Origin of the sequence: Streptomyces fildesensis, assembly GCF_016107395.1 — a bacterium.
Taxonomy (GTDB): Bacteria; Actinomycetota; Actinomycetes; order Streptomycetales; family Streptomycetaceae; genus Actinacidiphila; species Actinacidiphila fildesensis.
This window is the reverse complement of sequence record NZ_JAAIKO010000001.1, coordinates 83,040-103,465: the sequence shown is the minus strand read 5'-3', so window position 1 is coordinate 103,465 and position 20,426 is coordinate 83,040. Positions and strand designations below refer to the sequence as shown.

The 20,426-nt window shown below is 72.2% G+C and carries 15 protein-coding genes; 9 read left to right on the top strand and 6 right to left on the bottom strand.

Annotated features, from left to right (window positions below):
* Nucleotides 1–3: 3 nt before the first annotated feature.
* Complete coding sequence (locus C6N31_RS00375; protein WP_138350898.1) at nt 4–960, bottom strand: ABC transporter substrate-binding protein; 957 nt, start codon at nt 958–960, stop codon at nt 4–6.
* Nucleotides 961–1,466: 506 nt separating this feature from the next.
* On the opposite strand from C6N31_RS00375, the gene C6N31_RS00370 reads away from it, so the two are divergent.
* The gene (locus C6N31_RS00370; protein ID WP_138350897.1) at nt 1,467–2,663 is read left to right on the top strand and encodes an NAD(P)-dependent malic enzyme; all 1,197 of its coding nucleotides are present in this window, start codon (nt 1,467–1,469) and stop codon (nt 2,661–2,663) included.
* A gap of 79 nt (nt 2,664–2,742) precedes the next feature.
* Here the strand turns inward: C6N31_RS00370 and C6N31_RS00365 are convergent, their stop codons facing one another.
* The gene (locus C6N31_RS00365; protein WP_138350896.1) at nt 2,743–3,483 is read right to left on the bottom strand and encodes a hypothetical protein; all 741 of its coding nucleotides are present in this window, start codon (nt 3,481–3,483) and stop codon (nt 2,743–2,745) included.
* Nucleotides 3,480–3,986 (bottom strand): SigE family RNA polymerase sigma factor, encoded by a 507-nt coding sequence (locus C6N31_RS00360; RefSeq protein WP_138350895.1) that lies wholly within the window; start codon nt 3,984–3,986, stop codon nt 3,480–3,482. The genes C6N31_RS00365 and C6N31_RS00360 overlap by 4 nt, the downstream gene beginning before the upstream one ends.
* A 183-nt stretch (nt 3,987–4,169) precedes the next feature.
* Here C6N31_RS00360 and C6N31_RS00355 point away from each other — a divergent pair, with 183 nt between their 5' ends.
* On the top strand, nt 4,170–5,135 hold the full coding sequence (locus C6N31_RS00355; RefSeq protein ID WP_138350894.1) for a zinc-binding dehydrogenase: 966 nt from the start codon (nt 4,170–4,172) through the stop codon (nt 5,133–5,135).
* A gap of 70 nt (nt 5,136–5,205) precedes the next feature.
* Here the strand turns inward: C6N31_RS00355 and C6N31_RS00350 are convergent, their stop codons facing one another.
* From C6N31_RS00350 to C6N31_RS00340, 3 genes are all read right to left on the bottom strand, one after another.
* A complete protein-coding gene (locus tag C6N31_RS00350) occupies nt 5,206–6,198 on the bottom strand; it encodes a PadR family transcriptional regulator (protein ID WP_138350893.1) in 993 nt (330 codons plus the stop codon).
* A gap of 1 nt (nt 6,199) precedes the next feature.
* Nucleotides 6,200–7,081 (bottom strand): DUF4097 family beta strand repeat-containing protein, encoded by an 882-nt coding sequence (locus C6N31_RS00345; protein ID WP_138350892.1) that lies wholly within the window; start codon nt 7,079–7,081, stop codon nt 6,200–6,202.
* A 169-nt stretch (nt 7,082–7,250) separates the two neighbouring features.
* A complete protein-coding gene (locus tag C6N31_RS00340) occupies nt 7,251–7,436 on the bottom strand; it encodes a DUF6104 family protein (RefSeq protein ID WP_138350891.1) in 186 nt (61 codons plus the stop codon).
* 169 nt (nt 7,437–7,605) lie between these two features.
* On the opposite strand from C6N31_RS00340, the gene C6N31_RS00335 reads away from it, so the two are divergent.
* From C6N31_RS00335 to fxsT, 7 genes are all read left to right on the top strand, one after another.
* Nucleotides 7,606–9,717, top strand: coding sequence for a VMAP-C domain-containing protein (locus C6N31_RS00335; RefSeq protein WP_244809410.1), 2,112 nt, complete (start codon nt 7,606–7,608; stop codon nt 9,715–9,717).
* Nucleotides 9,718–9,817: 100 nt separating this feature from the next.
* Entirely contained in the window at nt 9,818–10,867 is a 1,050-nt protein-coding gene (locus C6N31_RS00330; protein WP_244809411.1) for an AAA family ATPase, read from the top strand.
* 4 nt (nt 10,868–10,871) lie between these two features.
* Nucleotides 10,872–14,309 (top strand): SAV_2336 N-terminal domain-related protein, encoded by a 3,438-nt coding sequence (locus C6N31_RS00325; RefSeq protein ID WP_198356991.1) that lies wholly within the window; start codon nt 10,872–10,874, stop codon nt 14,307–14,309.
* Between the two features lie 97 nt (nt 14,310–14,406).
* A complete protein-coding gene (fxsA, locus tag C6N31_RS00320) occupies nt 14,407–14,598 on the top strand; it encodes an FxSxx-COOH cyclophane-containing RiPP peptide (RefSeq protein WP_138350888.1) in 192 nt (63 codons plus the stop codon).
* A gap of 241 nt (nt 14,599–14,839) precedes the next feature.
* Nucleotides 14,840–15,940: an FxsB family cyclophane-forming radical SAM/SPASM peptide maturase gene (locus C6N31_RS00315; RefSeq protein WP_138351071.1), complete on the top strand. Its 1,101-nt coding sequence runs from the start codon at nt 14,840–14,842 to the stop codon at nt 15,938–15,940.
* On the top strand, nt 15,937–17,361 hold the full coding sequence (locus tag C6N31_RS00310; protein WP_138350887.1) for an HEXXH motif domain-containing protein: 1,425 nt from the start codon (nt 15,937–15,939) through the stop codon (nt 17,359–17,361). Before C6N31_RS00315 ends, C6N31_RS00310 begins: the two co-directional genes overlap by 4 nt.
* A 58-nt stretch (nt 17,362–17,419) precedes the next feature.
* Nucleotides 17,420–20,416 carry an FxSxx-COOH system tetratricopeptide repeat protein gene (gene fxsT / locus C6N31_RS00305; RefSeq protein WP_138350886.1) on the top strand — a complete coding sequence of 999 codons (2,997 nt, stop codon included), beginning with the start codon at nt 17,420–17,422 and terminating at the stop codon, nt 20,414–20,416.
* Nucleotides 20,417–20,426: the final 10 nt, after the last annotated feature.

The following is a 20,426-nucleotide window of genomic DNA, read 5'->3' as shown; positions in this document are numbered from 1 at the left end:
GGGTCAGGAGCCGCCGTTGATCGCGGCCTTGGTGATCGCGCCGTCGCCGGCGCCCCACTTGTCGAGGGCTGCCTTGTAGCTGCCGTCGGCGATGATCGCGTCCATCGCCAGCTTGATCGCGTCGCGCAGCTGCGTGTTGCTCTTGTCCACGGCGATGCCGAACGGTCCGGCGTCGGACTTGTTGGCCACCGACTCGAAGTCGTTGCCGCCGCCCGCGGTCTTGGCGATGTACGCGGCGACCGGGGAGTCGTTCAGGTCGGCGACCGCTCCGCCGGCCTTGACGCGGGTCTGGGCCTCGGCGTCGGTCGGGAAGGACTCGATGGACAGCGCTCCCTTGCCGTCCGTCGTGCACTTCTTGGAGAGGTCCTTGGCGGCCGCCTCGAAGGTCGTACCGCGCTGGACGGCCAGCTTCTTGCCGCACAGGTCGTCGACGGAGGTGATGTGCTCCGGGTTGCCCTTCTTGACCAGGATGCCGGTGCTCGCGGTGAAGTAGTCGACGAAGTCGACGCCCTTACCGGTCTTCTGCCCCTTGTCGTCCAGGCCCTCCTGGCGGGCCTTGGTGTCGCTGACGGAGGACATGACGACGCCGTAGCGGCCGGTCTGCATCGCGGCCAGGAGGCCGTCGAAGGTGCCGCTGGTGAACTTGAACGTCACGCCGAGCTGCTTGCCGAGCGCCGCGGCGATGTCGGGGTCGACGCCGACGATGGTGCCGTTCTGCTTCAGCTCCATCGGGGCGTACGTGGCGTCGGTGCCGACCTCGATGACACCGGCGTCCTGGAACTTCTTGGGCAGCTTGTTGAAGAGCGGAGCACTGTTCGACTTCGTCGAGGTGTCGGGGCCGCTGTCCTTCTTGGTCTGGTCGCCACAGCCGCTGAGCAGCAGGGTGCCCGCGACCGCGATCGCGCCGACCGCTGTGATCCGAGATGTGGCGGCCGAGCGACGGGTGGTGCGTGCGGTCATTGCTGGTTCCTCCTGCGGAATGTGGGCGGAGTGGGGAAGACGGTGGGTGGGGATCCCCTATTCGAGTGTCGCCACCCGGTGTGATGTGCGCATCTTGCCATCCGGACAGACCCAGTCAGTGGTCCAGTTGTGTCAAAATCGGATAACGGGCGATCCCCGGGCTCTCACCGGGCCGGCACACCAAGGCCGGACCACGGTGGGGCCACGCCGACCAGTCGCACACAGTATCCGCGGTTACTCCCCATTCGGGCCTTTTTGCCGCGCTGTATGCCGTTATTTCCGATTCGCCTCCTTCTGGCGGAACCGAATAGGACTCGTCAGCGGAATCGGTCTTCCGGTAGAACGGATCCTTACCCCTCATCCCGGGGCCCATGGCATGCGTGCGGCATGCCTGGCGCCGGTGCCTTCAGGACCACTCAAGTGCCTGGGTGTACCGATGCCGAGCCCGCCTATCTCCATTTCTGGAGGTAGTACCCTCGAAACCAAATCAGACAAAGGGGTCAATTGTGGCAGCGGAGATCGTCAATCCTCGGACCGATACGGACACGTTTCCCATCGATCCGGTCTTCGCCCTGCACCGTGGCGGAAAGATGGAGGTGGCCGCGACCGTGCCGGTGCGCGATGCGGACGATCTGTCCCTCGCCTACACGCCGGGTGTCGCGAAGGTCTGCACGGCCATTGCCGAGCAGCCCGATCTGGTGAACGACTACACCTGGAAGTCCAACGTCGTGGCCGTGGTCACGGACGGCACCGCGGTGCTCGGACTCGGTGACATCGGCCCGGAAGCCTCCCTGCCGGTGATGGAGGGCAAGGCGATCCTCTTCAAGCAGTTCGGCGGGGTCAACGCGGTCCCCATCGCGCTGGCCTGCACGGACGTGGACGAGATCGTCGAAACCGTGGTGCGGATGGCGCCGTCCTTCGGCGGCGTCAACCTGGAGGACATCTCCGCCCCCCGCTGCTTCGAGATCGAGCGGAAGCTGCAGGAGCGCCTCGACATCCCGGTCTTCCACGACGACCAGCACGGCACCGCCGTCGTGACGCTCGCCGCGCTGCGCAACGCCGCCAAGCTCACCAACCGGTCGCTGGGCCAGCTGCGCGCGGTGATCTCGGGCGCGGGAGCGGCCGGGGTCGCGATCGCCAAGATCCTCATCGAGGCGGGAATCGGCGATGTCGCCGTCACCGACCGCAAGGGGATCGTGCACGGCGGCCGTGACGACCTGAACTCCGTCAAGCGCGAGCTGGCCACGTACACCAATAAGGCTGGTCTTTCCGGTTCGCTGGAGACCGCCCTGGACGGAGCCGACGTCTTCATCGGCGTGTCCGGCGGAACCGTGCGCGAGGAGGCGGTGGCCACCATGGCCAAGGGCGCCTTCATCTTCGCCATGGCCAACCCGACGCCGGAGATCCACCCGGATGTCGCACACAAGTACGCCGCCGTCGTCGCCACCGGCCGCAGCGACTTCCCGAACCAGATCAACAACGTCCTGGCGTTCCCGGGCATCTTCGCCGGCGCCCTCCAGGTGCGCGCCTCGCGCATCACCGAGGGCATGAAGATCGCCGCCGCCGAGGCGCTGGCCGCCGTCGTCGCCGACGAGCTCAGCGCCGACTGCGTCATCCCGTCGCCCTTCGACGAGCGGGTCGCCCCGGCGGTCACCGCCGCGGTCGCGGCCGCCGCCCGCGCGGAGGGCGTCGCCCGCCGCTGACCGCCCTCCGGGCGGGTTGTCGCAGGACAGGAATGACGGCGGGCCGGCACCCATGGGTGCCGGCCCGCCGTCGCCGGTGTCAGGACTTGGGCAGCGGTACGAGCAGCTCCGGGCGCAGCGCGAGATCGCGGAGCTGCGCCATGGTCAACGGTGGCGCGGCCATCCAGGCGGGGTCGGAGCGACGGCCGGACAGCGAGTCGCCGGCGTTGACCTGGATGAACATCGTCCGGCCGTCGGGAAGGCCCAGGCCGGCGCAGTATCCCGCGACGCTCTTCGTGCCGTCGTCGTACAACTGAATGCCGGGCACGATGCGCCAGGTCCACAACGTGCGGCCGCCGCTCAGTTCCACCTTCCCGCAGTCCGCCGTCCAGCGCTTCGTGTCGAATTCGGCACAGACGTCGTGCGCCCCTGACCCGTCCGGAGCGAAATTGTGGATCGAGATCTCGCCGTACTTCCCGCCCTTGGCCACCAGGTACATCCCGTCGCCGATCGCGACGTCCTTGCCGCTACCGGGCTTGCTGTTCAGTTCGATCCGGCCCACCTCCGGCGGGAGCAGCTCCCTGAGCAGCGCGGTCTGCGTCGGGCCGCTGTACCCGGCGGCGATCTGCACCCGCCGTGCGTCCACCGCACCCGGCAGCAGCAGGCCGGCGGTCACCGCGCCGGCGAGAGCCAGCGCGGAAACGGCGATCCGGGCCCGCCGGCGCCGCCGCCGTATGCTCCGGGCCTGGGCGAAGATCCGCTCGCTCGTACCGTTCGGCACGGGGACGACACCGTCGACGGCCCGCCGCAACAGCTCTCTGACCGCTTGGTCCTGGTTCATACCCGCTCCTCCCGCATCTCGGCGCGCAGCGCCGCCATCCCGCGTGCCGTATGGCTCTTGACGGTGTTCTCACGCATGCCGAGCGCCTCGGCGGTGGCCTCGACGCTCAGGTCCTCCCAGTACCGCAGGACGAGCACGGCGCGCTGCCGCGGCGTGAGCCGGGAGAGTGCGACGCGGACGGCCACACCGGTGTCGGTGTCGGTCTCCGGGCCGATCCGCTCGGGGAGTTCGCCGTAGGGCTGCTCGCGGTGCCAGAAGCGGCGGCGGGAGGCGATGAAGGTGTTGACCAGCGTCTTGCGGGCGTAGGCCTCGACATTGTCGAGGCGCTCCAGCCGGCGCCAGCCCAGGATGACCTTCACCAGTGTCGTCTGGACGAGGTCGTCGGCCTCGTCGCTGTTGCCGCACAGCAGGAACGCGCTCCGGAAGAGCGCGAACCGTCTGCCGGCGACGAACGCGTGCAACGCGTCGTCGTCGCCTCCGCCGGCGCTGCCGTCCTGCCGCATGTCGTCCCCTCCCCGTGCCGCGTGGGCGGATCGCCCGTCACTGTGTCAGTGCGCTGGGAGGCCCGGGAGGTTGCACCAAGGGCAAGGGGTGACGTGTCCGGGGGTGACGGGATCAGGGTGACGTATGTCGCTTCGTACGGCGGGGTCTTCACCGGATGTCGATCGCGCCGATAGTTTCTGGGCATGTTCGCTGCCTATGCCGCACGTATCGACCGTGATCAGCCGCTGAACGGCCTGGAGCTGGGGGAACGCCCGGAGCCGGAACGCCGGGAGGGGTGGACGACGGTCACGGTGCGGGCCGCGTCGCTCAACCACCACGACCTGTGGTCGCTGCGCGGGGTGGGGCTCGGGCAGGAGCGGCTGCCGATGATCCTCGGCTGTGACGCGGCGGGTGTCGACGAGAACGGCAACGAGGTCGTCCTGCACTCCGTCATCGGCCAGTCCGGGCACGGCGTCGGACCGGACGAGCCGCGTTCGATCCTCACCGAGCGGTACCAGGGGACGTTCGCCGAGCGGGTGTCGGTGCCGGCCTGGAACGTGCTGCCGAAGCCCGCCGAGCTCTCCTTCGAGGAGGCGGCCTGTCTGCCGACCGCGTGGCTGACCGCGTACCGGATGCTCTTCACCAACGCGGGCGTGCGGCCGGGCGATTCCGTCCTGGTGCAGGGCGCGGGCGGCGGGGTGGCGACGGCGGCGATCGTGCTGGCGAAGGCGGCCGGGCTGCGGGTGTTCGCGACGAGCCGGGACAAGGCCAAGCGTGAGCGCGCGGTGGAGCTGGGCGCGGAGGAGGCCTTCGAGCCGGGCGCGCGGCTGCCGCGGCGGGTCGACGCGGTGATCGAGACGGTGGGCGCCGCCACCTGGTCGCATTCGGTGAAGTCGCTCAGGCCCGGCGGCACGCTGGTGATCTCGGGCGCCACGAGCGGCTCGAACCCGCCGGCCGCCGAACTCACCCGGATCTTCTTCCTGGAGCTGAAGGTCGTCGGCTCGACGATGGGCACCAAGGACGAGCTGGAGGATCTGCTCAGCTTCTGCGCGGCCACCGGTGTCCGGCCGGTGATCGACTCCGTACTGCCGCTCGAACGAGCCCGCGAGGGCTTCGAGAAGATGGCGGGCGGCGAGCTGTTCGGAAAGATCGTGCTGACGACGGGCTGACGACGGGCCGACGGACAGCGGGCTCCGACCAGTCGGAGCCCGCTGTCCGTGTCCCCGCGTCGTCCCCGCGTCAGTCCTTGCGGCCGCGCAGCACAGCGCCGATCCGGGCAGCCGCCGTCGACAGATGGCGGCGGGTCTCGCGCAGCTGACCGGCGTCCACGCCCCGGTCGCGGGCCGCGTCACGGATGTCGTCGCGAAAACGGTCCAGGAGGCGTTCCAGCTCGCGGCCCGGGTCGGCGACGGCGTCCTCGGAGTCGTTCTCCCTGGCCCAGTCGGGCGCGTCCGCCGGCACCTCGGCCGAGGCGGCGTCCGCGTCAGTGGTGCTGCTCGTCGCGCCGTCCGGATCGGTCTTCAGGTAGCCGGGCCAGGCGGTCGAGATATGGCCGGTGGCCCGGCCCAGCGCGCCCAGTTCGCGGTTGAGTTCGGCGAGGCCCTCCTTGAGGCCGCCCTGCCAGTCGCCCTCGCGGACGTGGGACTGCACCTGCTCCTGCACCTGCTTGGCGATCCGCTGCACCTCGACCCGGGCGAAGTCCTGCGCCTCCTTGGCCTGGAGGCGGGCGTTGCGCGCATCCTCCTTGGCCCGGCGGCTCTCCTCCTTGGCGCGGCGGGCCTGGTCCTTCCACTCCTGCTTCATGGCGCGGAAGTCGGTGCCGACACCGTTGCCCGCGGGGGAGTTGCGAGCCTCCTGCGCCGCGGCCCGGATCTCCCGGCGCAGATCACCGGCGGCGCCGCGGACGTCCTCGCGGATCTCGGCGGCCAGCGTCGAGACCGATTCGCGGATCTCGTTCTCCAGGTCGGCGATCTCGTCGGCCCTGGCGGCCAGTTCGGCGCGGCCGGCGTCGGAGATGGAGTACACCTTGCGGCCGCCCTCGGTGCTGTGGGTGACCAGGCCCTCCTTCTCCAGCTTGGCCAGCCGCGGGTAGACGGTGCCGGCGGAGGGCGCGTAGAGGCCGTGGAAACGCTCCTCCAGCAGCCGGATGACCTCGTAGCCGTGGCGCGGGGCCTCGTCCAGGAGCTTGAGGAGGTACAGCCGCAGGCGGCCGTGGGCGAAGACGGGGGCCATGTCAGATGTCCTTCCGGAGTGAGGGGGTCCCGTCGGTCAGCGCGCCGGCCGGCTCGTCGTCGACCGGTGGGCGGCGCAGCAGCGCGATGGCGCCGGAGACGGTGGTGGCCTTCAGATGGGCGCCGCCGGTGCCGACCCGTCCGGTGATGCGCTTGGCGCCCCACTGGCCGGTGACCCGCAGGTCCTCGAAGGCGCAGGACACGGCGCCGCTGGCGGTGTTGGCGTCGACCTCGGCGTTCGCGGGATCCGGGATGCGGATGGCGATCTCGCCGGAGACGGTGTTCAGCCGGACGTCGGCGCCCGGGGGCGTCTCGACGGGGGCCAGGTCGAGCACCATGTTGCCGCTGACGGAGTCGGCCTTGATGCGGGCGCCGCTGCCCTCGACGACGGTCAGGTCGCCGGAGACGGTGTTGATGTGCAGGTCGCCGGAGACCGCCTGGGCCTCGACGTTGCCCGAGATGGTGTTGGCGCTGACCGAGCCGGCCACGCCGACCAGGGTGACGTCCCCGTTGACCCCGCGTACCTGGGTGGCTTCGGAGATGCCGGAGATCACCGCGCTGGCGCCGACCACGCCGACCTCGACGCGGGTGCGCTGCGGCACGGCGAGCGAGACGACCGCGTGCCGCTCCCAGCCCTTGCCGCCGAGCCACTTGAGGAAGCCCTTCCAGGGCAGGTCGTCATAGCCGACGGTGAGGACGCCGCCCTTGAGGCTGACGAGCAGCGGCGGTCCGTCGAGCTCACTGACCTCCAGCCGGGCCGGGCCCTCCTCGACACCGACGACGTTCACCGCGCCGCCGACGATGCGCACGCGCACCGTGTCGACCTGCGCGTCGAAGACAAGCTTGTGTGGTTCCGTCACGGTCCATTCCGACGTGCCGCTCATGTCGACCCTCCTCGGTGGTACGTCAGGCAACGCAACATATCGCGTCTCTTGAGAGACACGATATATCGCGTACTGGAGAAGTCAAGCGGCCTGTTCCGCGGTCCTGAGCCGTACTCGAGCCGTCCCCGAGCGGTGTCGATGGGCGCCGGTGCGGCGCCCGCGCGGGCCGTCACTCCTCGTCGTCGTCCTCGTCGTCCAGCCGGGCCAGCCAGGTGGCCAGCCGCTCCACGGGGATCTCGAAGTCGGGATTGAGGTCGACGAACTCGCGCAGCCGGGAGGCGAGCCACTCGAAGGTGACCTCCTCCTCGCCGCGCCGGCTCTCCAGCTCCTCGATACCGCGATCGGTGAAGTACACGAGATGCTCCATAGCTCCAAGCAGGGGTCACCGGTGCACACGGACACCGCGACACGGGGACGGTGGGACATTCCAGGCAAGGATAGGCAGCATTCCGACACTCCCTCGCGCGGGTCCTCGCAGGCCGCTAGCCTTTCGTTACTGCTGGCCGAACGGGGGGTGGCGCGGCGTGACAGGGGGGTATGGGGGCGCACAGGACGCACAGGACGAGGACTCGGATCCCTTCGAGACCCTGGCGCCCCTGGTGAGAGCCGCCACCGTACGTGTTCATGCCCCTCCGTCCGGGTATGCCCCGGACGGGTCCGGCGGTCCGTCCGCCGGGGACGTCGCCGTCCGCCCATGGGGCAGCGGCTTCTTCGTCGCCCCCAACTGGGTGCTCACCTGCGCCCATGTGGCGCTCCGGGGCGAGGGAGGCGCGGTGGTTGACGGTGGGCGCGAGGTCGGCATCACCTTCGACGGGCGCACGGTCCGCGGCCGCGTCGAATGGGCCGAACCGGCGGCGAATCCCGGACCGGGGTTGTGGCCCGCCCCCGACCTGGCGCTGATCCGGCTGCTGGAACCGGTGCCGCACGCCTGTGTCTGGCTCACCGAGCGCACCTCGAAGGTCTTCACCCGCAAGGAAGTCGCCTTCTTCGGCTGCATGGAGGTGGACGGCGAGGTCGAGGACGTCAGCGGCCGGTGCACGATCCGCGGCGAGCTGGGCAAGGACGGCAAGCTCCGCCTCGGCAACGAGGACGAGATCCCGTCGGGCGCCTCCGGCGGCCCGGTCGTCGACCTCGCCCGTGGCGAGGTGATCGGCGTGCTCAAGGCCCGGCGCGGCGGCCAGGACGGCGGACTGGCCATATCCGTCGTGCAGTTACGCGGGCTGCCGCTGCCGCAGGGGCCGGTCGGCGCCGAGTCCGACGACCTCTTCCAGCGGGTGGTGCACGCCCACGACCGGCATCATGCCGACCGCCACCGGCGCGCCGACACCAACGTCACGACCTGGACCGACGCCCACAACCTGATGGGCGCCACCCCCGGGCGCGCCCTTTCGCCCGGGATGCGCACCGAACTGCTCGGACTGCTCGCCGAACTCCCGCCACCGGTCAGCACATTGAGCCTGCTGGCGACGGTCAACGAACTGCGCGGCCAGCCCTGCGAGAACCTGCCGCTGGCGCCGCGCGGCTGGCGCGACGGGCTCGGGCTGCTCTACGAACTGCGGCGCGGGCAGAGCGAGTTGGAGACGGTGCTGCGCTACTGCGTCCATGCGGCGACGGCGGAGCGCCCGTACGAGGCGGCGCACGGCGCCGAGCGGCGGCTGTGGAACTGGGCGGCGGCCGTCGCCGCGAGCGAACGGGACCTGTCGCGCGGCTTCCGCAACGAGCTGGGCCGCGAATGGCTCGCCCGGGTCAACGACCGCAGGACGGACCCCGGCCCGTCCGGTGTGCGGGTCCCGGGCGCCGGCGGTCCGCCCGCCCGTGAGGCGGTCTCGCACCCCTCGGTGCTGCTGGAGATCGACCGCCGCGGCTGGGAACGGGACAGCTACGACTGGCGGATCGCCATCGTGGACGCGGCGGGCGACGTCCGGCCGGTGGCCGAGGGTGCGGAAGGCACCCGCCTCGGCGAACTGCCGGTGCGGCTGAGCGCCCCGCTCGCCGAGGCGTTCCGCCGCTGCGACGAGCCGGACCGCCGGGCGGTCCTGCAGGTGGCGGTGGTCAGAGCGCTGCTCGAACTGCCGGTGGAGACCTGGCGGATACCGGCGGACGGGACGACGCTGGGGGAGCAGCGTCCGGTCGTGGTGCGCCGGGCCGACCCGGAGTACGACCCGGACGAGGTCGGCGAGGACGCGGCCCTGCGGAGGGCCCGCTGGAAGCGGGTGCAGGCCGGGCCGATGGAACCGGTGGTGCTGGACTGCGACGCCGGGGAGCCGGGGCCGGTCCCCTCGGACGACGAACTGCGCTCCCGTGGCCTGTACTCGGTGCCCGCGCTGTGCCGGGCCTCGGATGCCGAGGACGGCCCCGCGAACCTGCGCCGGGTCACCAACGCCGGGTACGGAGTGGTCCTCTGGCGCCGCGAACGGGCCGAACGGGACCTGGTGTGCACCGATTTCCACCGGGGGGTGGAACACGCGGTCGCCGCCGCCGCGCAGGCGGACCGGCTGCCGGAGGCGGTGCGTAAGCTGCGTGCCGATCTCGCCCGCCGCGAGCCCGAGGCCTACATCTCCAAGGGACTGATCCTGCTGTACGACGACCCGACCCGCCCGCTGCCCGGCACCGATCAGCCGCTGGAGACGCCATGACCGGCCGAACACACCCCTTATGTTCCGCCCCCACTCCGTGGGACGGTCGATACGTGGTCTGCGCTCCTGCCATCGACGTACGAGCGACGAGGAGCATGTAGTGCCTGACATCAACGCGCGGCCCGACGGGAATGCCGGGACCGACGGCAACGAAGAGAACGAGTGGCTGATCTACCGGGGTGCCGGGGAGCCGCACGACGGGATCAGTACGCTGCCCGATCCGCCGCCGTGGCGGGATTTCGACGGCGGCCCCCTCGTCGAGCCCGGCCCCGGCACGGACAGCGCCTCGACCCGCAGGCTCGGCGCGTACCGGCACATGGCGCAGCTGCACCGGCCCAGTCCGGAAGAGCTGGAGATCGTCAACGCCGCGCTGTACCTGCGCCGTCCGCTGCTGGTCACCGGCAGTCCCGGCACCGGCAAGAGCACGCTGGCGCATGCCGTCGCGTACGAGCTGGGTCTCGGACGGGTGCTGCGCTGGCCCATCGTCAGCCGCACCACGCTGCAGGACGGCCTCTACCGCTACGACGCCATCGCGCGGCTCCAGGACACCCAGATCGCGGCGAGCGGCCGGGCCCAGACGCCCGGCGGCATCGGCAGCTACATCCGGCTGGGCCCGCTGGGCACGGCGCTGCTGCCGACGGCGCGGCCCCGCGTCCTGCTCGTGGACGAACTGGACAAGAGCGATATCGATCTTCCCAATGACCTGCTGAACGTGCTGGAGGAGGGCGAGTTCGCGATCCCCGAGCTCGAACGGCTCGCCGAGCGCGAGCCGCGGGTCGAGGTGCTCACCGACGACAGTACGAAGGTGACGGTCGAGGACGGCCGGGTCGGCTGCCGGGCCTTCCCCTTCGTCGTGCTCACCAGCAACGGCGAGCGCGACTTCCCGGCGCCGCTGCTGCGGCGCTGCATCCATCTCGAACTGGGGCAGCCCGACCACAAACGGCTGGCCACCGTGGTCCGGGCGCATCTGGGGACCGAGGCGGCCAGAATCGGCGACGATCTGATCACCCGGTTCCTGGAGCGCTCGCGCAGCGAACTCCTCGCCGCCGACCAGCTGTTGAACGCGATCTACCTCACGCACCACGCCGCGCCGCCGTCCCGCGACCGGCTCGCCGACATGCTCATCCAGCGACTCGACCGGCCGAGGTGAGGGTGTGACAGCGCCTCCCCCCTCCCCGCCACCCGAGGCCCAGCCGCCTCCGTCGCCGCCTCCGCGGCCGCGCCGTGATCCGCTCGCGGAGATCATCGAGCGGCTGCGCGGGGCGGGGCTCGACCCGGACCTGGGTGAACTGGCCGACGCCGTCTGGCTGGCGCGCTGGTCGCAGCCCGCCGGGGCCGGCGCGGAGCCCGGTGAGTGGGCCGACGGCCCGCGCCCGGCGGACCGGGCGACCGGGACGGCCGCGGTGGACACCGTGGACCGGCCGGCGGACCCGGCGGCCGACGCGGGGGACCGTCCCGACGATCCGGGGGCGGGATCCGGCCATCCCGGCGGCGGTCTGCCCGGGGGCAGCATCGCGCTGTATCCGGGGGACCGGGACCGTACGGCCGGTGGCGGACGGGGCTCCCCGCTGCCGGGCGGCGCCTTCTCCATCGGCGTGCCCGAGGCACCCGCACTGCCGGGACTGCTGGAACTGCAGCGGGCGCTGCGCCCGTTGCAGCGCTACCACAGCGCCGCACCGCCGATCCGCAGCGAGCTGGACGAGTCGGCGACGGCGGAGCGCAGCGCGCGGGCCGGCGGTCTGCTGATGCCGGTCTTCCGCAGCATCTCGCGGGGCGACGCCTCGCTGCAGTTGCTGATGGACGCCTCGTCGTCGATGTACGTGTGGGAACGCATGCTCGGCGAGTTCCAGCAGGTCTTCGGCCAGTTGGGCGCCTTCCGTGACGTCCATGTGCAGTATCTGCACCAGACCCCGGACGGCGGCGCCGCGGTGAGCCGCCGCTTCGAACCCGGCGCCGCCGGGCTGCGCTCCGCGGACCAGCTCAACGACCCGACGGGACGTCAGGTGACAGTGCTCGTCAGCGACTGCGCCGGCCCGCTGTGGCGCAGCGGCGAGGCGCACCGGCTGCTGCACCGGCTGTCCCGGCACGCGCCCGTCGCCGTGCTCCAGCCGCTGCCGCAGCGGCTGTGGTCCCGTACCCGGCTGCCGACCTCGTACGGGCTGCTGATGCGAGGACAAGGCCCCGGACAGTCGGCGACGCTGCACTTCGAGGGGGAGGGCGCGCTGGAGCGACCCGGCATGGTCCCGGTCCCGGTGCTGCCGCCGACCGCCGCCGCGCTGGGCGCGTGGGCGCGGCTGCTGTCGGGCACCGGCACGGGACCGGTGCCGGCCGCGGTGGGCTGGGTGCGCGCCGACCAGCCGGCCGCACCGCCGTCCCGGCCGCGCAGACCGCTGGCCCCGGCCGAGCTCGTCGCCCGGTTCCGGTCCGCCGCCTCCCCGGGCGCTGCGCAGCTCGCGGTGTACGTGGCCGCGGCCCCGCTCTATCTGCCGGTGATGCAGCTGGTGCAGCGCACGATGCTGCCCGACTCCGGACCCGCGGAACTCTCCGAGGTGCTGCTCAGCGGGCTGCTCACCCGGGCCGGCTCGGGCGGCTCCGGCGGTCCCGGAACGGAGACGCCCCCGTACGGAACAGTGCTGGACACCCCCGCGTACGGCACCGTGATCGGCGAGGTGCCCGCGGTACGTCCGCCGGCGCAGTGGTACGCGTTCGCCGAGGGCGTCCAGGACGTCCTGCTGGGCCCGTTGGGGCGGGACGAGGCACTGCTGGTGCTCAAGCACTGCTCCGAGTACGTCGAGCAGCGGTTCGGGCTCGGCGGCCCCAACTTCCCGGCGCTGGCCATCGCCCAGCTGGCGGACGGCCGTGGCGGCGGAGCCGTGCCGGGACGGATACCGGCGCTGGACGGCGGTGCGGAGGAGTCGGCCCGGCGGGCCGCGCAGCCCTTCGCCCAGGTGGCGGCGAAGGTGCTGGAACGCTTCATCCCGCTGACGGACGTGACCGAGCAGATCGGTGTCGAGGGCGCCGGCGCTCCCCGTTCGCAGGCGGCGCTGGAACGGGCCAGGGTGCTCGTCGGGCGCTTCGAGTCCGACGGCATGGTGCAGAGCCTGCTGGACGCCGTACAACTGCTCCGCCGGGCGGCGGCCGCCGCGCTGCCGACCGCGGCCGATCCCGAGCTGTGGGGCGAGCTGGCGCAGAACCTGCTGCGGCTGTGGCGGCTGCAGGGCGAGGCCGGTCTGCTGCGCGAGGCGCAGGAGGCCGCGGAGATCGCGGTCGCCTCGCCCGGTGCGGTGCGGGCCCGCGCCGTGCTGGCCCGGGTGCTGCACGCGGCCGCCTCCGACCTGCGGGCGCTCGGCCAGCGGCAGGCCGCGCTGGAGCTGCTGCGGCGCGCCGACCGGGAGTTCACGGCGGCCGGCGCGGGCGCCGGGCTGGAGCCGGACGAGACGCTGCGGATCACCCTGGAGCGGGCCGAGGCGCTGGAGGAGCAGTGGCGGCTCAGCGGTGAGACCGGGCCGTTGCAGGAGACCATCGGCATGCTGGAGGCGTACTCCGACGGGCATCCCCGGTCCGGGGAGGACGTCCCCCAGCCGGCCGGCCTTTCGCTGGCCCGCGGGCGGGCGCTGTTGATGCTGGCCGGGACGGGTGACGATGCCGAGCGCTCCCGGGTGTACGCCGCGCAGGCCGCCGGGTCGCTGGAGTACGCCCGCGCAGCGCTGGCCGCGGAACAGGCGCCGATCGAGGACAGGGTCCGGGTTCAGCTGCTGCTGATCGACGCACTGCTGCTGGCGGGCGACCGGCTGGAGCAGGCCGGCCGGCTGGTGGCGCGGACGCTGGAGGACGTCAGGGAGCGGATACTCCGGGCCGAGGTGCTGGTCCGGTCGGCCCGGCTGTGGGTGCACCGGTATGCGGCGGGCGGGCCGCCGTCGGATCTGGACGAGGCGGCCGACCGGTTCCAGGATGCGGGCCACCAGATGATGCGGGACCGGCCCGAGTACGGCGAGTTGATGGAGGAGTGGGGCACGGTCCTGCTCCAGCGGGCGGAACTGGCGGGCGGGGCGGCGTTCGTCTCCCGTGCGATCCGGGTGCTGCGGGACTGCCGGATGCAGTCCCCGGCCGGTCACCCCCGGCTCACCCAGCGGCTGATGATGCTGGGCCGGGCGTTGTTGCTGCGGTACCGGACGAGTCAGGACCTGGTCGACCTCCGCGAGGCCGAGCACATCTTCGGGCTCGCGGCCCGGAACGGCGGCGCTCCGCTGGTGCGGGCCCGCGCCTGGCTGGAGCTGGGTGAGGCGAACCGGCTGAACTTCCGGCACACCGGGGGATCCGACCGGCTGGACCAGGCGGCGGACGCCTTCCGCAGGGCGGCCGAGACGGCCAGGGCTGCCGAGGAGGGGTCGGCCGACCCGGCCCCGGCGGTGCGGCTGACGGCCGAGGCGCACCACCGGCGCGGTGTGGTGTACGAGGCGGCACAACGGCCGCGGGCCGCGCGGGAGGCGTACCGGGCGGCCTTGGAGGAGTGGCGCAGACTCCCGGACGGTGGCGGACGGGACGCCGACTGGACGGCGGAACGGCTGGCCGCTCTGGGCGGCGGACGGTAGGCGCGGCGTTCCCGACGCCGTGCCGGGGGTTTTGCCCACCCGATGGGCGGGCATCCCAGATGGGCCCCAACTGCGGGGAATTGAGGGTGGTGTGACGATGGGTCAGGAAAATAGCGCGGAGCGTACCGGAACGGCGGCAGATCCGGACGGACTGCCGGATCTGCTGGACCTGGATCTGGAGACGCTGCGGGAACTGGACCACCCCGTGCTGTCCGAGGTACTGGAGGGCCTGCGGACCCGGCTGGGTGAGCCGTCCGAGACCCTTTGGGCATTCAACAGCGCTTTCTGAACGCGCGGCCGCCCGGCTCCTTCGCCCTGGTGCCCCGCCCGGTTTCGGTCGGATCGCAGGCCGATCCGGACAATGCCGCCGCACCGGGGTTTGTGCTGCCGCGAGAGAAGGAAGGTTCCGCCACGGACCGGGGGACAGGGGACATGCTGTGAGGCAGGCCACGGAAGGACCGGTGACGTCGCGGGAACCGGCAGGACCGGACGGTCCACGTGCGGTCCCCTTCCGCCAGTTCATCCTCAAGATGAACGGCCGCTGCAACCTCGCTTGCCGCTACTGCTATCTCTACGCGGGCCCGGACAGCGGCTGGCGGCACCGTCCCGCTACCCCCGCCGCACCGGTGCTCGACGCCACCGCCGCCCGGATCGCCGAACACGCCGCCGCGCACGGGCTCACCGACATCGCGGTCGTCCTGCACGGCGGCGAACCGCTGCTCGCCGAGACCGAAGCGCTCGGCGCCGTCGTCGACCGGGTGCGGGCCGCGGTGCCCGTGGACTGCGCCGTGCACGGCACCGTCCAGACCAACGGCACGCTGCTCGACGACGACCGGCTGCGGACGCTGGCCGCGCACCGGATCCGGGTCGGGGTGAGTCTCGACGGCGGGCTGCCCGGCCACAACCTGGCGCGAGTGGACCACGCGGGCCGTCCGTCCTGGCCGGCCGCCGCCCGCGGGCTGCGGTTGCTCGCCGAGGACCGGCACCGGGGGAGCTACGCGGGCGTGCTCTGTGTCGTCGACCTCGCCTCCGACCCCGCCGAGGTCTACGGGTCGCTGCTCGACTTCTCGCCGCCCGCGGTGGACTTCCTCCTCCCGCACGGCAACTGGAGTGTGCCGCCGCCAGGCCTGCCCGCGCCGGCCGAGCGGCCGTCCCCGTACGGCGACTGGCTGTGCACCGTCTTCGACCAGTGGTGGCGGTCCGACCGCCGCCGGATCCGGGTGCGGATCTTCGAGGAGTGCCTCGCGCTGCTCCTCGGCGTCCCGGCGGCCACCGAATCGCTGGGGCTGCGGGCGTTCGACGCCGTGGTGGTGGAGACCGACGGCAGCATCGAGCAGGTGGACTCGCTCAAGTCCGCCTACGAGGGCGCCGCCGCCACCGGGCTCGACGTCTTCCACCACACGTTCGACGAGGCACTCGCACACCCGGGTGTCGCCGCCCGCCAGGGCGGGCTCGCCGCGCTGGCCGGGCAGTGCCGCCGGTGCCCGCTGGTCCAGGTGTGCGGCGGCGGCAACTACGCCCACCGATATGTCGACGGCGAGGGCTTCCGCCATCCGTCCGTATATTGCGCCGATCTCCAGCGGCTGATCCGGCATGTCGCGGATCGGCTGGCCGAGGCGGCCGCGGCATGACCACAGGGATCCTCTCCGGTGCGGCCGGCCGCATCTCCGACGCCCTGCTCCGGGAACTCGGCGGCACCCACGGCGGGCGTGCGGAGCTCGCCCTTCTCGCGGCGGGCCAGCACCGGCTGCGGCTGCTCCAGCTCCGCGCCCTGTCCGACGCGGTCGCACAGCACCGCGGCCCGGCCGCGCCCGTGTTCCGCCGGCACTGGGCGCTGTTGGAGGCCGCCGACCGGTTCGACCGGGACGCGACGCGGCGTGTGCTGTTCTACCCCCTCGTCGGCCCCTGGGTCCGCCGCTGCCTGCTCCGGCTCGGCACCGGGGGGCACGGACCGGCACTCACCCACGAGCTGGCCTACCTCGGCGCCCTCGCGGCGGCCGCCGGGGTACGCGCCGGTGTGCCGTTCGCCCTCCGGCTCGACGACGAGGACGGTGCGCTGCCACTGCCCACTCTGGGGGCGCTGAGCGCGACCGGCGGAGGCGGTCAGCAGGCGTTCGGAACCGTTGAACTCCTCTTCGACGGGGACGTGCTGACGGTCACTCCGCAGGGGGACGCCCCTGCCGTGATCCGCCGCGGCCCCGACGGGAGCTGGCGGTCGGACGATCCGCGCTGGTTCCCGTTGCGGGTCCTCACCGGTGGACCGCGGCCGGTCCTGCTCGACGAGATCGACCCGTTCCGGACGCAGGGCAGCGGACTGGAACGGCACTGCCCGCGGGCCGGCGACCGGCTGACGCCCGCCGAGTCCGACCAGTGGCAGCACGCCTGGGCGGGCGCCATGGCCGTGCTGCACCTCGGCGGGGAGACGCGTCCCGCCGAGGTGGCGGATCTGCTGGAGTGCTTCGTGCCGCTGCTCCCGTCGCCCGGTGCGGGGTCGCACACCAGCGGTGTGTCCCGCAGCGGGACCCGCCGCGAGGCTTTCGGCGCCGTGCTCAGCAGCATCCCGCAGAGCCCCGGGTATCTCGCCGCGACGCTCGTCCATGAACTGCAGCACGCCAAACTCGGTGCTCTCGCCGACCTTGTACCGCTACATACGGCGGATGCCCAGCGACGGTACTGGGCCCCCTGGCGGCCCGATCCGCGGCCCTTCGACGGGCTGCTGCAGGGCGCGTACTCCCATCTGGCACTCGCCGAGTACTGGCAGCTGTTCGCCAGGGACACCAAGGACGCCGCGGAACGCGACAAGGCGTGGGCCGAACACTCCCGCTGCCGCGAACAGGTCGGCGCCGCACTGCCCGCGCTGGCCGGATCGCGGAGCCTCACGCCCGAGGGAAGAGTGTTCGTCAACGCCATGGTCCGACAGCTCACCCGATTGAAGGATCATCCCCCGCCCGAGGGGCACTTGGCCCGCGCGAGTGCGTATGTGGAGACCGCCCGCGGGATGTGGTGGAGGCGGACCTCGGGAGGGGAATCACCGGTGTATGTTCCCAGCTAAGGGATCTGACGGTCCGTCGAGGCCGTACGTTCGTTCGCATCACGAGGGAGACGGTCGCATGGCCGTAGTGCGGAAGTCGGCGGCAACGGCCGAAAGGCAGCCCGTCACCATCAGTTTCGCGGGATTCAACCGGGCCTGGGCCGCGTGGATCGGCTCGCGTCTCGAACGGCAGGGGCACCGGGTCGCCTTCGAGCGGTTCGACCCGCCCCCGGGGACCACGATCGAGCAGGCGCTCGAAGACCTGTTGCTCGCCGAGGGACGCATCCTCGTCATTCTCAGCGACTGGTACTTCCAGTTGGGCCCGCGCACCCACGAGGAGTGGAACCAGGCGCTGCGCGCCGTCGTCGCGACGAACACCGACCGCTTCGCCGCGGTCTCCGTCACCAACGCCGCGCTCCCGACCGCGACCGCCGCGCTCAGCGCTTCCTCACTGTGGGGCATCGGCGCGCATGAGGCCGAACGCCGGCTGCTGGCACGGCTCGGTACCGTCGACACCGCTCCCCTGGAGGAGAACCCGGCCCGCTCCGGCCCCCGCTTCCCCGCCGACCAGCCGCGGGTCTGGGGCGGCGTCCCGCGCCGCAACATCCGGTTCACCGGCCGGGAGAACCTGCTCGGCAGCATCTATCACCGGCTGCAGCAGGCCGAACACGGCGCCGCCGTCGTGACACTGCTCGGCATGTCCGGCGTCGGCAAGACCCAGATCGCCGCCGAGTACGTCTACCGCTTCGGTTCCGAGTACGACGCGGTGTGGTGGGTCCCCGCCGACCAGCGCGGCACCCTGCGCCAGCGGCTGGCCGAACTCGCCCCGGCCCTCGGCCTCACCACCGGGCCCGAGTACGGCGAGCGGCTGCGCGCCGTGCTCGACGCGTTGCGCCGAGGCAACCCGTACTCCCGCTGGCTGCTCGTACTGGACGGCGCCGACCAGGTCGGGGACATCGCGGACCTGCTGCCCAGCGGACCCGGGCATGTGCTGATCACCTCGCAGAACCGGGCCTGGGGCGAACACAACACCGCCCTGATGGAGGTCCCCGTCTACAGCCGCGACGAGAGCGTCGCCTTCGTCCGCCGCCGGGCCGACAGGCTCGACGACACCGACGCCGACCGGCTCGCGGAGGCGCTGGAGGACCTGCCGCTGCTGCTCGACCAGACGGCCGGCTGGCTGAGCGACTCCACCATGTCGGTGGACGAGTACATCGGGCTGCTGAGCACCGGGAACAACTCCGAGGCCGGCCTCAAGGTCGCCGCCGACTTCCCGATGACCTTCCAGACCGCCTGGTCGATACTGCTCAACCAACTGCGGGACACCGAGCCCGCCTCCATCGACCTGCTGCGGATGTGCGTCTTCTTCGCGCCCGGTCCCATTCCGGTCCGGCTGCTGCGCGAACTGCCGGTACGTGACCTTCCCGAGCAGCTCGTCGGGTTGATGAACGATCCGCTGCGCTGGAACGACGCCACGGCCAAGCTCGTCCAGTACTCGGTGGTCCGCCGCGAGTCGCACGACGTGGGGTCCGACGATCCGGGCGGCGGCTCCGAGATCCTGCACATGCACCGCATGGTCCACCAGACGGTGCGCGACGGCATGTCCGAGGCCGACCGGCGCGAGTACGCCGTGGTGGTGCGCCGCGCGCTGGCCGCCGCCGACCCGGGCCGGCCCACCGACACCCGGCTGTGGCCGCGGTACGCGGAGATCACGCCGCACCTGAAGGCGGCGGGGGTGCTGGAGAGCACCGACCCGGACATCCAGCAGCTGGTGCTCAACTCGCTCCGGTACATGTACCTGTCGGGCGAGTACACCTCCGGGCTCAAGCTGGCGGAACGCGGGCTCGCCGCCTGGAAGGCACTGCTCGGGGAATTCCACCCCCGTATCTGGGACATCACCCGGCACTACGCCAACCTCCTGCACGCGACCGGCAGTTACGAGAAGGCTGAGTCGATCTGCCGGATCGCCGTGGACCATCTGCGGGAGGAGCGCGGGCAGCAGGACCTCGACCTGCTGCGCGCCGCCACCGGCCTGGCCGCGTCCCTGCGCGGCCTCGCCCGGTACGACGAGGCGCACGAGGTGTCCCGGCTGGTGCTGGAGGGCTATCTCGAACTCGTCGGGGACCGCGATTCGCGCACCCTCAGCGCCCGCAACAACCTCGCCGTCTCGGTGCGGCTGCTCGGCCGCTACCAGGAGGCGCTCGAACTCGACCGGCAGACCCTCGACATCCGTCGCGACGCGCTGCGCCCGCGGCACTCCTGGACGCTCTTCTCCGAGATCAACTACGCCTGGGACCTGCGGCTGCTCGGACGGTACGACGAGTCCGTCTCGGTACAGGAACGCAGCGTCCGTACCCACCGCGACGTCATGGGCGTCGACAACCCGCAGACCCTGCGGGCCGAACACACCCTCATCATGGGCCAGTACCGGACGGGTGAACGCCGCGCCCCGGTGCTGCTGGCCCGGCTGCTGGAACGAGTGGAGCGGGTGCTGGGCGAGAACCACCCCCTGACGCTCATGGTCGCCTCCAGCTACTCCTGTGTGGCACGCGAACACGGCGACCTGGACCGCGCACGCGGCGTCGGCGAGGGTGTCGCCCGGCGCTACCGCGCCACTCTCGGCCCCGTACACCCGTATGTGCTGGGCTGCCTCGGCAACAACGGGCTCGTGCTGCGCGCGGCGGGTGAGCGCCAACAGGCCCAGGAACTGATCGAGGAGGCGCTCACGGGGATGAACGAGGCGGTCGGACCGGACCATCCCTGGACGCTGGGCTGCGCACTGAACGCCACCGCCACCCGCAACTTCTCCGGTGATCCCGAAGGGGCGGCCGAACTCAGCCGCGACACATCGGCGCGCGCCGCGGTCTCCCTGGGCGCCACCCACCCGCTGACGCTCTCCGCCCGGATCGCGCTCGCCGCCGACCTGCGGGCGCTGCGCAAGATCCAGGAGGCGGAGAAGATCGAGGAGGAGGCGCTCGCCTCGCTGTCCGCGACGCAGGGCGCCCAGCACGTCCACACCGTCTCCGCCCGGTCCCGCACCCGGCCGTTCTGGGACTTCGAGCCCCAGGGCACCTAGCGCACCGCCT